Here is an 11,842-nt window from a genome sequence, read left to right as displayed (position 1 = left end):
TTATTAATGCCATATGATTTTATTGTGGGTTTGAAGTCAGGATTAGGAGTTAAGTGATGGCAGAACGAGAGATTAAACGTCTCGGCAAGATACGCAAATGGTTTGAGACAGACTTCAGGATAGCTAACAGACGTGCAGCCGCGTTTCACGAGCCAGAATTCCAACGCATAGTGGATTTAGTTAAAAGCGTATTGGAAGTTATGCAAGATGAAAGCAGTAAAATTATTGAGCTGAAATTCATTAAAGAGTTGAGTAATAACCAAGTAATGGAGAGATTAGATTACTGGTCAGACTCGACATATTACCGGCATAAGAAGAAGGCATTATTAGAGTTTGCAGATTTAGCTAGTGATTTTGGATTTCTGTGCTTGGATAAATAAAAAAGCGCCAACCGAAGTCAGCGCCATGAGGATATATCTAGTAACTTTATTTTATCATGGAGGGCGTAGGTTGTGGCACTGTTACCAGAATTAGATGAAGCAAGAACTGTTGAAAAAGCTAGGTACTTTTTTGATAAAGAATTACCTACGATTAAAAGAATGGCTCATAAATCTTATGTTGATGTTAAGTCACCAATCATCAGTGGCATGCCGTCAAGTCGTAGCATTAACAATGCAACTGATGAGAAGCTAACTAACCACGCTTACGCTGAAATGATTTTAGAAGAAGTTATTGAAGCATGTAGGACTATGAAGTTTCCACATAGGGATATTATCGAATTGAGATATTTCAAAATGGTGAAGTGGGACAAGATATTCGAACAAATGGGTTATTCTGAAAGCCGAGGTTACCAACTTATTCGAGAAGCATTTTTGCAGTTTGTTTGGGCGTTTGCTGATGTTGAAGATTTAAGAGTATTTGTCCTCGAGGGTGCAAAAGATAAAAGTAAGCCTGAAACACCTTTTGACCCAGAGAGTTCAGAATATAATTATAGGTAGAGTGGAAATTCATTGTAGGCACGGTGGAGTAAAACCGTTGTATTATGATATTGTTCAAAAATTGAATAACAGCAGTGACGGAATAGGTAGACGTTAGCGCAGTGACGGATTTGGCACCACTGAGTAAGTCCAAGTCATGTAAGGTGCAAATCCTTACCTGCTGTATATGGACACAGGTTGTCCAGAAAGCCCACGGTAACTCGTGGTATGTAGTGTTTGCCTTTATCTGCTTTATGCGGATAGCATACTAGTTTAGGTGAGCGTGGCCATAGAGCTGATAGAAATATCGGCTCTTTTATTTTGCAATCAGATAGGGGCGAGTTTTGGAACTGGTATTAGACGAAAAGAAAATTAGAAAGGGTAAGCCGATTGGTTTGCCTTATGTTGGTTCAAAGAAAAAGATTAGCAAGAAGATCGTTGAAATTATTAAGCAGAATTTCGGCACTGACAAGCCTGTGTATGACATTTTTGGTGGCGGTGGTGCAATTACCGCAGAACTAATTTTAAACGGCTTAGACGTACATTATAACGATTTAGACAAGTCTATTACTGATATGTTCCAACGTGTAATTAGTCAGGATAGGGAATGGATTAAAACGTTGATTGTCAGTCGTGAAGAGTTTGTTTGGATTAGAGATAAGCAAGATAAAACTGTTGATGACGAGTTGAAGTTGCTAGTTAATTCATTTGGCAATAACAGAAAAGGTTATTTGTATGGAGTTGATATTGCTGATGATAAATATGAATTAGCAGTAAAAATAATTAGCAATCATGATATGTTCTCTGGATATAAGCAAACGGATACATATAAAAACAGAATGGCAACGGTACAGCAATTACAGCAGTTAGGGCAATTACAGCAGTTATGGCAATTACAACAAGTTAATGACGTGGTAACAACCAACCTAGATTACAAAAATTTCTCAAATATCACCGAATCTATTTTGTATTTAGATCCACCTTATGAAAATTCAGTTGGATATAACGAAATATGCCCGATTAAAATTCCGGTTGAAAAATACCAAACGATGCGAGATAAGCTTGTAAAGCTTCCAAGTGGTACTAAGCTAATTGAAGATTGTATCGAGTATAAATTAGGTACAAGTGATAACAATAGAAATCGAATGTATTATAAGACAGTTCAAGATGTTTTTGATAGCTCAGCATTTTATGACTGGGCTTTTTCTATGTCTAAAAATAACGTTGTCCTAATTTCTAGCTATGAGATTAGTGACGATAGATTCGAACCGGTCTTTGAATTTAAAACGGCACGTTCTACTTTCCAAGGAGGAACCGGCAAGCGTTACGAAAAGTTATTCATGGTAAAGCAATAATCTATTTTGCAATGAAAGGTGGTGAGAGTTGTGTAGTTATGAGAAAAGATAAAGAGTATGGCTTAGTATCTGGCGATGAAGAGCTGAGGATACTGAGACAATTAGATAAGGAGGCAGCTAGTTTGAAAACCTACACTAAATTAGTAGTGACACACAAAGCAAACACACGTGATTTTGATTTTGAAGAACAGTATTTTTATTCTGACACATTTAAATTAATCAATATGGCTAAGAATGAGTCTGTTTATCAAAGTGCAGATGGCGGTTTAAAAGTAATAATTCTCTATCGCAGTGTACGACAGATACTTAATTCTTGTTTAGATGGTTTAGGAATTAGCAATATTGTAATAGGTCGAGGTGGCTTTCTAGTATTAAATGATATGAAAGCAGGAGATATTAAACAGCTATTTAATATTGCATATAGTGCTTATATTAGTGGAGCTAAAGAACGAGCAGGCTGGAGAGAATATGAAAAAGAATCTATTAGAACGAATGCAAAGGTCAAATGAATATAATCGACCTGAATATGTTGATCTTTACGGGAATGGGTCTGTCACAGGCTACATCAAACGAGGTGGCAAGAAGTATACGCGTAATCAGAATGCAGTAGCAGATGTAGCTGTCGAAGAATCAAAACAAGAGGTTCATCATGCGAATCATTTGTTATCAGAAGAAGAGAAGTCATTAGTTCGTACGATTAATGCAGGGCGATTGCTCGAAGGAATTTGGTTACAGAATCTGATGAGGAGTTTATCTAGATAATGCCAAGAGTTAAACAATGTCGAATGGCTGGGTGTCATAAGCTTGCCAAGAATGGCAAAGCATACTGCTCAGCTCATCAAGACTTAGAGCAAGAGATGAACAATAGGCATGACAGAGCAATGGTCCAAAGATATAACAAGATTGATCGCAAACGTAATGAAGTGAAGCGTGAGCAATCAAACTTCTATCGAACCAAGCAATGGGTTGGACTAAGGCAACAGGTGTTAGAGCGTGACAACTACATGTGTCAGTACTGCCAAGCAAGAGGAAGAGTCAAACCTGCTAAGGTAGTGGATCATATAGTGCCAATTGAATACAGGCCAGATGATAAAGCTAAGTTAGATAATCTAGCTGTGATTTGTGGCGCTTGTCATACAAGAAAGACTAAGTGGGAACAACAGTATTATGGTACAGGGCAAGGTAATAAAGCTAAAACGACGGCAACTATCAAAAGTGTCGCAACAATAGCCAAGATGATTGAGGTTTAAAAAATAAGCCCCCCGTGTGTTTGACAGGAAAAGGAGCGCACACAGTTCATCGTCTTGTGTCGAAAGCAATTTTTGAAATATTTTAGGTAGGGGGGGTACCCCAGATAGAGGAAGGGAGATGATAGAGTGAAAAAAGCCGATAAAGATGTTAATGACGGGCGTTTGGCCTATCGTCCGCCTGATTATTTGGGTACTCAAGCTAAGGCAATATGGCGTAAAGTAGTCGGCTTTTTAGAAGAGAATACGGCTGTAAATAGAATTGATTCAAATTTAGTAGAGATGTATTGTACGCAGTACGAAATTTTTAGAAATGCTTACAAGCATATTCAGGAAAATGGAGAAGTTCAAGCTATTTATAAATCTGTTCAAGATAGTATGGGGAATGTGATTGCTACTGATTTTGTTGGGTATAAACGTAATCCTATGACACAAATATATGATTCAGCAATTAAAAACCTTACCCGTATTGCTGTTGAGTTAGGTTTGACGCCCAAAAGTCGAGTTGAATTGATGAATTTGGCTGGGGATGAAACTACAGAAGAGAGTGCATCAGATAAGATGAAAGCATTCTTTAGTAATAGTGAGGAGGATAGTTATTAATGAGCGATATTGATTTAACCGTATCCCATGATGTGTTGGGTGAATATAATAGATTGAATTTTGATGATGTGAAGTTGAAATATAAAGATCCAGGGACTATGTATGCGTTTGATGTGTTGAATGAAAAAGTCACATCAGGTTATTTGATAAAATTAGCAGCTTTTAGACATTTAAGAGACTTGCAACGTCAAGGAAGAGAAGATTTCCCGTATACATATAATTTGGTTGAAGTTAAGAACATTCTTAAATTTGCATCAATTGCACCAAATGTCGATACTGGAGAACCAACTAAGCTAATGCCGTGGCAAAAGTTTATAATGTCTCAGTTAATGGGCTGGCGAAACGATAATGGTGGTAAACGTTATAGTCGAGCTATTATTTCTGTTGGCCGAGGTCAGGGTAAAACGTACTTACTTGCAATCTTAATGTGCTACACATTCATGATGGAGTCATTAGGACTAAGCAATCAGGATTATCTTGTTTCTTCCATCAATTATAAGCAAACTAATAAGCTATTTGGTTATATTAAAACGATGCTAAAAACAATTATCAAAACAGAACCATTTAAAGAACTGGCTAATGAAGTGGGATTAGATGAGAGAGCAATTCAAAGTGATCAAATCATTATGCGTAAGCAAAATAATATTATCAGACCTATTTCACATGAAGCCGGGCAATATGATTCCTTTCATTTCACGACAGCAATTTTTGATGAAATTGGAGAAGTTAAAAGTCGAGATAAAATTTCGAAAATTATTTCCGGACAAGTTAAAGTTACGAATCGACAATTTATTCAAATATCTACCTCCTATCCTGACCCAACAGTGCCGTTTAGGGCAGATCAGATAATGCTTCAACAAGCAATGGAACAAGATTTCAACCGAGATGCCGATAGTTATTTGGGGTTAATTTGGGCTCAAGATTCATTGGATGAGAGTTTTAAACCTGAAACATGGAGCAAATCGAACCCACTCTTAGACTTACCAAGTGAAAAGAAGACCTTAATGCAGGGACTTGTTGATAAGCGTGATAGTGATATGCTTTCAGGTAACATTGCTGATTTTCAAAATAAAAATATGAATTTGTGGTTACAACAAAAGGCTGATAGTTATTTGAGTTTGGATGATATTAACGCCGCCGTCATACCGGAATTTGATATACGAGGGAAAGAAGTATACATCGGTTTTGATAATTCGTTGATGTCTGATAACACAGCCTTTGCCTTTGTTTATCCTTACGTTGATAAGAACGGTATTAATAAGTGGCATATTGAACAACATTCATTTATTCCCTGGAACAAAGCAGGTTCGATTGAAGTAAAAGAGAAACAAGATGGTATTAATTATCGTGCACTTGAGCAGCTAGGCTTGTGTACAATTACTACACACCCTGAGGGATTAATAAATCCAGATCAGGTCTACCGATATATGTTGGAATACGTCGATAATAATAATTTACAAGTAATGTTGTTTGCTTATGACTCTTGGGGTGCGACCGATTACATTAAACGAATGGAAAATAATCTGTCTTGGGAATTTATGCCCGTAAAGCAAACAACACAATTCCTAATGCATCCAACTAAATTCTTGCAAACAGGCTTCATTGAAAAAACAATCACTCGTTTAGACGATAAAGTAATGGAAAAAGCTTTATTAAATGCAGTAATTAAAGAAGACAAGGTTGGTATTCAAGTTGATAAAGACAAAGCCACTCTAAAAATTGATGTGGTCGATGCCATTATTGATGCTTTATATCAAGGTATGTATCATTTCGAGGAGTTTTCGGAAATTAATAACCCAAGTAAGGCAGTTGAAAGAATGACACCACAGGAACGCTACGATTGGCTATTTGGTGAAAATAGTGATTCTGGTGTCATGGACGATGAATTATATGACTGGAGGGACGATGATGATTTTTAAACAATTATTTGCGAATATTTGGAATGTTCTTGATGTTCTATTTTTTATAGCCTGCGCAGGTGCATTTAACTGCGGAGGCTTTTATTTTGGGCAAGGTTGGGGGTATTTAACTTTGGCTATTACTTTCTTATTAGCAGGACTCCTGGTGGAACAAATTGAAGCTAAACGAAAAGGAGGGGGTGAGATGTAGTGCCTATATTTAATGTGTTAGGTAATTCAGCAAAAGGATTAACTAGCAATGTGGGAGTTAGCATTAATGACGATGACAGTGTGATGAATTTCTTAAATCCTGCAAAAGCAACCTATATTAGTGCTAGGGATGCTTTAAAAAATTCAGATATTTACTCTGTTATTTTTAAATTAAGTGGAGACTTGGCGTTATCAAAATTAATTACCGAAAATTCAAAGGTTAGCTCTTTATTGGATAATCCAACACCTACAGCCAATCGTTTTTCATTTTGGCAATCGATGTATGCGCAAATGTTATTAGGGGGTGAGTCCTTTGCTTACCGTTGGCGCAATAGAAACGGACAAGACATACGCCTGGAATACTTACGACCAAGTCAAGTAAACACTTATTTACTGAGTGATGGGTCGGGTCTGACATATAATATTTCGTTTGATAGTCCCAATATTGGTGTTAAAGAAGCTGTGCCAAGCTCAGATATTATCCATTTACGAATGTTGAGCACCAATGGCGGAAAAACTGCGCTTAGTCCTTTGTATTCTCTGGCTAATGAATTAAGCATTAAGAAATCATCTGATGATTTAACTAAATCAGCCCTAGATCAGTCAGTTTTAGCTCCAGGAATCTTAAGGCTTCAAGATGGTGGCTTATCGAATTGGAAAGATAAACGTGGGCGTTCTAAATCATTTATGCGCCAACTATCAACGAAGGGGCCTATCGTCTTAGACCAGCTAGAAGAATATTCACCTCTGGAAATAAAGAGTGATATTTCTAAATTGTTATCTCAAGCTGATTGGACGGGTGACCAAATTGCCAAAGTTTATGGCTTAAAGGGCAGCGACCTAGCAGGGAAGAGCGACCAACAATCTTCCGTTACTATGCTGATGGAACAATATATGCGAGGACTAAATCGATTTTCAACGCCAGTTGAAAGTGAGTTGAGTTTTAAGTTTAAAACTCAAGTAGAAATGGACCTTTCACAGGTATCAGATTTGCTTCATACTTCGCTATTAACGACTACTTCTGAAATGGTTAAATCTAATGTTCTAACCTCTGGAGAGGCTAAATTATTGCTTAAACAGAAGGGATATCTGTCGAATGACTTTCCTGATATTGCAGAAACACACATCATGACAAAGAAAGGAGGTGAGGAATAGTGAGTAACGTTATCAATTTAACTGGGCCTGTAATGGGCGATGAGCAAGGATGGATTTATGATTGGGTAGGATTGAATTCAATTCATCCAAGTAAGATTCATGATTTGCTAAACAATACTGATGACGATGAAATTGTTGTTAATTTATCGTCAGGTGGCGGTGAAGTCGTAGCTGCTAGTGAGATTTATACAGCACTTCGCCAATCAGATAAGCACGTAGTTATTAATGTAACAGGCATGGCAGCCAGTGCTGCTTCAGTAATTGCGATGGCTGGAAACGAAATCAATATTTCACCAACAGCTCAAATCATGATTCATCAAGCATCTATTAACATTCAAGGTAACAAGGATGATTTAGAAAAGATTTCTGATTTACTGGATAAAACTGATAAATCAATTGCAGATGCGTATGTACAACGTACCGGATTACCAGTTGAAGATGTTTTAAAGATGATGTCTGATGAAACCTTTTTGACTGCTAAAGATGCTGTAGATTATCATTTCGCTGACTCGATTATGTTTGTTGAAGATAGCAAATCTAAGGTAACAAATTCTATGAACAGTGGTATGTTACCTGATGCAGTTGTGAATAAGATTGGTACGATGATTTTACAAGCAAAGCAAGAAACACCAAAGAACGAAGACACTAGCCGCTTAGATATTAAATCTAAAGCGGCTATTTTATTACAAGGAGAAATTTAATGACAGTAAGTATTAACGATTTAAATGACGCGTGGGTTGCAGCAGGCCAAAAGGTTTCTGACCTACAGAATAAAGCACAGGCGATGGTTATGGCAGATGCAACTGCTGAAGATATTCAAGCTATTCAAACAGAGATTGTTAATGCTAAAGCTAAACGGGATTTGGCACATGATAATCTAGTTGATGCACGAGCTGACGAAATTTTAAACATGGAAACAGTAGAACCGTTGTCAGATTCTGAAAAGGATTTAAAAACTAAGTTTGTTAACGAGTTTAAAGGAATGATGAAAGGTGACCCAAAGGTAGTTAACTCTATCAATTCATCTACTGATGAGAGTGGCAATAAAATTGGGCTGACAATTCCTGTTGATGTTAAAACTGCAATTAATGAACTGAAGCGACAATATGATTCATTAGAACAATATGTGAATAAAGAATCTGTTTCTACCGCATCTGGGTCACGAGTATATGAGAAGTGGTCAGATGTTACACCTTTAGCTGATTTGGACGCTGAAGATGCAGAGATTAAAGAACAAGATGCACCAAAGCTATCTCTTATTAAATATACAATTAAGCGATACGCAGGAATTAACACAATCACTAACTCACTTTTGAATGATACGGCAGAGAACATCTTAGCATGGCTATCGACATGGATTGCTCGTAAGACAGTAGTTACCCGTAACGTCAAAATTATTGCAGCAATGAATACTGTTCCGAAAAAGCCAACGCTAACAAAATTTGATGATATTAAGGAACTAGCTTTAAATACAGTTGATCCTGCCATCCAAGCGACTTCAATGTTTATGACGAATACATCTGGTTTTGCTGCGCTAGCTAAGGTCAAAGATGCGCAGGGTCGCTATTTGATTCAACCGAACGTCACTAATCCCGAAATTAAAATGATTGAAGGTAAGGTAGTTACTGTTATTGCTGATAAGTGGTTACCAAATGTAAACGGACTTATGCCATTATATTTTGGAGACTTGAAGCAGGCTGTTACGTTGTTTGATCGAGAGAATATGTCATTGTTATCAACGAATATTGGCGGTGGTGCATTCGAGACAGATACAACTAAGATTCGTGTTATCGATCGTTTTGATGTAACAGCAACTGACACTGAAGCATGGGTAGCAGGTTCGTTTAAGGCAATTGCTGATCAACAAGCAACTACACCAGCGAGCAATTAATCCGACCGTCAAAGAACTCGTGACGACCGATACTACAGCGACAATTAAGGTGGAGTAAATGAAAGACGACGAAGTATTTGATAAGCTAAAACTCTCATTACGGCTTGATTCAAATGAAGATGATAACTTGCTTCGTTTATATATTGATACAGCAGAAGGCTTTATTTATGGGGCAATCGGTCGTGATGAAGATTATAAAAGCTTTTTCGAGATAGAAGAGGTTAAAAGAATGCTAACAACCGCTGTAATCGCCCAAGCGACGGGTTATTACAACGCTAGAACGTCTATCTCTAATATCCCAATGTCGCCAGTAAATTTAGCTGTGAATTCAATCATTGGGCAGCTTCGCTATCGATACGATTCATTCATGGAGGAGCAGGCTAATGAAAATTAACGGATTACAATTTAATCAGCGCTGTGAATTTGGTACGTTTCAGAATACCGATTATGATGTGAATGGTCAGATGAAACAAGAATTTGTTCCTGAATTCAAAGTTTGGTTTGGCTATCGTCAACAAACGATTTCGCAACAATATGAATTAGAAGGCCTCGGCGAGAGTGAAATTAAGATAATTGCTATCAGACATAATTCAGAAATTAAGCATGGTTTATATTGCAAAATTAAGGATGATTTATTTATGGTAGCAACTAATAGTTCAGATGAACGAGTCGGAAATGGTTTAAATTCTTATGACGTCATCACACTACGTCGTGTTGAAAAGCGAGGTGAAACTCATGCCAAATGATTTTGAATCTATGACTTCAAATTGGCTAAAAAATGTGGGCAATTTAGTGAATCTAACCATTGAAGAAAGAGAAACTATTACGGGAGCTGGAGCTGAGGTGGTTAAGAGAAATATTGCTGAAGTTACTAAAGCAAAGCATTATCAGGATGATAGAGACACAACAAAGATGAAGCATTTAGCAGACTCAGTTGTATCAGGAAAGTTAGAAAAGACAAGGGCTGATGGGAGTACGGCAGTAGGTTTTAGTACACGAGATGTAAATCATGCACGAATTGCCAGATTTCTTAATGATGGAACTGTTAAACGCCCTGGTGATTCATTTTATGACCAAGCTGTCTCTAATTCTCAGAATGAAGCGACGATTATACAAGCTAAGGTATTAGAAAACATTCAAGGTAAAAAGAGCCTATGAGTACACTTAATGATGCATATTTAGATGTAAAAGAGTTGGCAAGCTGGGCTGATAAAATTTATTTGAATAAATTAGATATGACACGTTTTTCGGATGAAGAAACGTGTTTTCTTTTGCGCAACAGTACAATTTTGCCAGATGATTATGCTAGTAATTCATTTCAAACATTTAATTCTAATATTCAAATCCAGATTTTCTTTGGTTTAAATATTGATTTTGATATTGAAACCAAAATGATTGGTTTATTAAAACAATTAAATAAAAAGCATTGGTTAATTGAGACGACACGGCCAGCAATTCCTGACCCAGATACTGCTCAATTAACGGCAACTATTATTATTTCAAAAAATAAGGAGATTATTAATGTCAACATTAGGAATTGATAAAGCATATATTTCAGTCATTGATGCCACAAAAGATACTGTAGTAACAGGCGTGGATGGTATTAACGGTGATGCAACAGATAAGGTTGGAGTTTTCGTAGCAGATGAGACAACTGCAAAAGGTATTGTCGGATTCAATTTGACTAATATGTCAGGAAGTCAGACTGATATTTATGGTTCAAATAAAATTGTTTGGATTTCTCAAGGTAAAGCTGCACCTCAAGGAGTACTAACAGTTAATGCACTTCCTTATCAAGTATTAAATCGTGTACTAGGCCGAAAAGAAAAGGGCGACGGTGGCTATGAAGCGGCCGGCAAAAATAATACGTATATTGCCGTGTTAGTTAAGTCAGCTGAAGCTTTTGATGTTGATAAGCCAGTTTACGCTGGTTTTTATAAAGGCCTCGCACAAATGGCAACTGAGAATATGCAAACTAACAACGCAGCTGACCAACGAGTTCAGGATGCGTTGACAATTAAGGCAGCTGAGCGTGGAAAGGATGGCTTTGGTGCCTATTATTATTCGGAAGAAGCAGCTTTTACAGAAAAGCGCATGTTTGAGGACTTCTTCCCAGGGGTTGATGTTTCAACGTTGGTAGCAGATGGTTCAGGCGATGGTGGAAACCCAGCGAGTAAATAGTCCGGTGGTCGGCAAAATCGCGACAACAGACAAGCAAGCGACATTGGAGGTTAATTAATTATGACCAAATTTGATTTATATAAGGGTACTAGTAAGGTGCAATCTTCAGTGGATTCACCAATTGTTATTAGTGATTTAACACCAGAAACGCAATATGATGATTACTCAGTTTCTTATGCAGGAAATGAAGAGAAAACGCCAGTTTCATTTAAGACAGAAGCACAAAAAAAGGTGTCTGTTACAGGTGTTACAGTTTCTCCAAAAACAATTGCAATGAAGGTTGGAGAAGCTAAACAAGTTGCTGGAGTTATTAGCCCTGAAAGTGCAACCAATAAAGGCATGACTTACTTATCTGAAAATGAAGCCATTGTGACAGTAGCCAGTG

18 protein-coding genes are annotated in these 11,842 nt (G+C 37.3%); all 18 read left to right on the top strand.

Annotated elements, in window-relative coordinates; genetic code table 11:
* Positions 1 to 56 precede the first annotated feature (56 nt).
* The gene (locus TT13_RS10505; RefSeq protein ID WP_027699854.1) at positions 57 to 380 is read left to right on the top strand and encodes an MG284/MPN403 family protein; all 324 of its coding nucleotides are present in this window, start codon (positions 57 to 59) and stop codon (positions 378 to 380) included.
* Between the two features lie 72 nt (positions 381 to 452).
* Positions 453 to 938, top strand: coding sequence for an ArpU family phage packaging/lysis transcriptional regulator (locus TT13_RS10500; RefSeq protein WP_045477282.1), 486 nt, complete (start codon positions 453 to 455; stop codon positions 936 to 938).
* Positions 939 to 1,261: 323 nt separating this feature from the next.
* Positions 1,262 to 2,272, top strand: coding sequence for a DNA adenine methylase (locus TT13_RS10495; RefSeq protein ID WP_027699909.1), 1,011 nt, complete (start codon positions 1,262 to 1,264; stop codon positions 2,270 to 2,272).
* Positions 2,273 to 2,310: 38 nt separating this feature from the next.
* Complete coding sequence (locus TT13_RS10490; protein WP_027699908.1) at positions 2,311 to 2,781, top strand: hypothetical protein; 471 nt, start codon at positions 2,311 to 2,313, stop codon at positions 2,779 to 2,781.
* Positions 2,741 to 3,034, top strand: coding sequence for a hypothetical protein (locus TT13_RS10485; RefSeq protein WP_027699907.1), 294 nt, complete (start codon positions 2,741 to 2,743; stop codon positions 3,032 to 3,034). The genes TT13_RS10490 and TT13_RS10485 overlap by 41 nt, the downstream gene beginning before the upstream one ends.
* The gene (locus TT13_RS10480; RefSeq protein ID WP_045477281.1) at positions 3,034 to 3,522 is read left to right on the top strand and encodes an HNH endonuclease; all 489 of its coding nucleotides are present in this window, start codon (positions 3,034 to 3,036) and stop codon (positions 3,520 to 3,522) included. The genes TT13_RS10485 and TT13_RS10480 overlap by 1 nt, the downstream gene beginning before the upstream one ends.
* A 126-nt stretch (positions 3,523 to 3,648) precedes the next feature.
* Positions 3,649 to 4,122 (top strand): phage terminase small subunit P27 family, encoded by a 474-nt coding sequence (locus TT13_RS10475; protein ID WP_027699905.1) that lies wholly within the window; start codon positions 3,649 to 3,651, stop codon positions 4,120 to 4,122.
* The gene (locus TT13_RS10470) at positions 4,122 to 6,041 is read left to right on the top strand and encodes a terminase large subunit (RefSeq protein ID WP_027699904.1); all 1,920 of its coding nucleotides are present in this window, start codon (positions 4,122 to 4,124) and stop codon (positions 6,039 to 6,041) included. The genes TT13_RS10475 and TT13_RS10470 overlap by 1 nt, the downstream gene beginning before the upstream one ends.
* Positions 6,028 to 6,231, top strand: a complete 204-nt coding sequence (locus TT13_RS10465; RefSeq protein WP_190279671.1) for a DUF1056 family protein — start codon at positions 6,028 to 6,030, stop codon at positions 6,229 to 6,231. Before TT13_RS10470 ends, TT13_RS10465 begins: the two co-directional genes overlap by 14 nt.
* Positions 6,231 to 7,385 carry a phage portal protein gene (locus TT13_RS10460; protein WP_045477277.1) on the top strand — a complete coding sequence of 385 codons (1,155 nt, stop codon included), beginning with the start codon at positions 6,231 to 6,233 and terminating at the stop codon, positions 7,383 to 7,385. Before TT13_RS10465 ends, TT13_RS10460 begins: the two co-directional genes overlap by 1 nt.
* Positions 7,385 to 8,086, top strand: a complete 702-nt coding sequence (locus TT13_RS10455) for a head maturation protease, ClpP-related (RefSeq protein ID WP_027699902.1) — start codon at positions 7,385 to 7,387, stop codon at positions 8,084 to 8,086. Before TT13_RS10460 ends, TT13_RS10455 begins: the two co-directional genes overlap by 1 nt.
* Positions 8,086 to 9,276 (top strand): phage major capsid protein, encoded by a 1,191-nt coding sequence (locus TT13_RS10450; protein ID WP_027699901.1) that lies wholly within the window; start codon positions 8,086 to 8,088, stop codon positions 9,274 to 9,276. The genes TT13_RS10455 and TT13_RS10450 overlap by 1 nt, the downstream gene beginning before the upstream one ends.
* Before the next feature lie 58 nt (positions 9,277 to 9,334).
* Complete coding sequence (locus TT13_RS10445; protein WP_027699900.1) at positions 9,335 to 9,670, top strand: head-tail connector protein; 336 nt, start codon at positions 9,335 to 9,337, stop codon at positions 9,668 to 9,670.
* The gene (locus TT13_RS10440) at positions 9,660 to 10,022 is read left to right on the top strand and encodes a phage head closure protein (RefSeq protein WP_027699899.1); all 363 of its coding nucleotides are present in this window, start codon (positions 9,660 to 9,662) and stop codon (positions 10,020 to 10,022) included. Before TT13_RS10445 ends, TT13_RS10440 begins: the two co-directional genes overlap by 11 nt.
* The gene (locus TT13_RS10435) at positions 10,012 to 10,434 is read left to right on the top strand and encodes an HK97 gp10 family phage protein (protein ID WP_027699898.1); all 423 of its coding nucleotides are present in this window, start codon (positions 10,012 to 10,014) and stop codon (positions 10,432 to 10,434) included. The genes TT13_RS10440 and TT13_RS10435 overlap by 11 nt, the downstream gene beginning before the upstream one ends.
* Complete coding sequence (locus TT13_RS10430) at positions 10,431 to 10,817, top strand: DUF806 family protein (RefSeq protein ID WP_052348633.1); 387 nt, start codon at positions 10,431 to 10,433, stop codon at positions 10,815 to 10,817. Before TT13_RS10435 ends, TT13_RS10430 begins: the two co-directional genes overlap by 4 nt.
* On the top strand, positions 10,798 to 11,457 hold the full coding sequence (locus TT13_RS10425; RefSeq protein ID WP_027699897.1) for a major tail protein: 660 nt from the start codon (positions 10,798 to 10,800) through the stop codon (positions 11,455 to 11,457). The genes TT13_RS10430 and TT13_RS10425 overlap by 20 nt, the downstream gene beginning before the upstream one ends.
* Before the next feature lie 60 nt (positions 11,458 to 11,517).
* Positions 11,518 to 11,842, top strand: a 325-nt coding sequence (locus TT13_RS10420) for an Ig-like domain-containing protein (protein ID WP_045477274.1), incomplete at its 3' end; no start/stop codon positions are given.

Source organism: Weissella oryzae SG25 (assembly GCF_000691805.2).
Taxonomy (GTDB): Bacteria; Bacillota; Bacilli; order Lactobacillales; family Lactobacillaceae; genus Weissella; species Weissella oryzae.
Note: the sequence above shows the minus strand (reverse complement) of the source record. Positions and strands in the feature narration are given on the sequence as shown.

Coding starts and splice junctions, on each gene's coding strand:
- TT13_RS10485 (WP_027699907.1), top strand. CDS start 2,741: ATGAAAAAGAATCTATTAGAACGAATGCAAAGGTCAAATGAATATAAT.
- TT13_RS10490 (WP_027699908.1), top strand. CDS start 2,311: ATGAGAAAAGATAAAGAGTATGGCTTAGTATCTGGCGATGAAGAGCTG.
- TT13_RS10505 (WP_027699854.1), top strand. CDS start 57: ATGGCAGAACGAGAGATTAAACGTCTCGGCAAGATACGCAAATGGTTT.
- TT13_RS10480 (WP_045477281.1), top strand. CDS start 3,034: ATGCCAAGAGTTAAACAATGTCGAATGGCTGGGTGTCATAAGCTTGCC.
- TT13_RS10440 (WP_027699899.1), top strand. CDS start 9,660: ATGAAAATTAACGGATTACAATTTAATCAGCGCTGTGAATTTGGTACG.
- TT13_RS10430 (WP_052348633.1), top strand. CDS start 10,431: ATGAGTACACTTAATGATGCATATTTAGATGTAAAAGAGTTGGCAAGC.
- TT13_RS10425 (WP_027699897.1), top strand. CDS start 10,798: ATGTCAACATTAGGAATTGATAAAGCATATATTTCAGTCATTGATGCC.
- TT13_RS10445 (WP_027699900.1), top strand. CDS start 9,335: ATGAAAGACGACGAAGTATTTGATAAGCTAAAACTCTCATTACGGCTT.
- TT13_RS10465 (WP_190279671.1), top strand. CDS start 6,028: ATGATGATTTTTAAACAATTATTTGCGAATATTTGGAATGTTCTTGAT.
- TT13_RS10450 (WP_027699901.1), top strand. CDS start 8,086: ATGACAGTAAGTATTAACGATTTAAATGACGCGTGGGTTGCAGCAGGC.
- TT13_RS10470 (WP_027699904.1), top strand. CDS start 4,122: ATGAGCGATATTGATTTAACCGTATCCCATGATGTGTTGGGTGAATAT.
- TT13_RS10435 (WP_027699898.1), top strand. CDS start 10,012: ATGCCAAATGATTTTGAATCTATGACTTCAAATTGGCTAAAAAATGTG.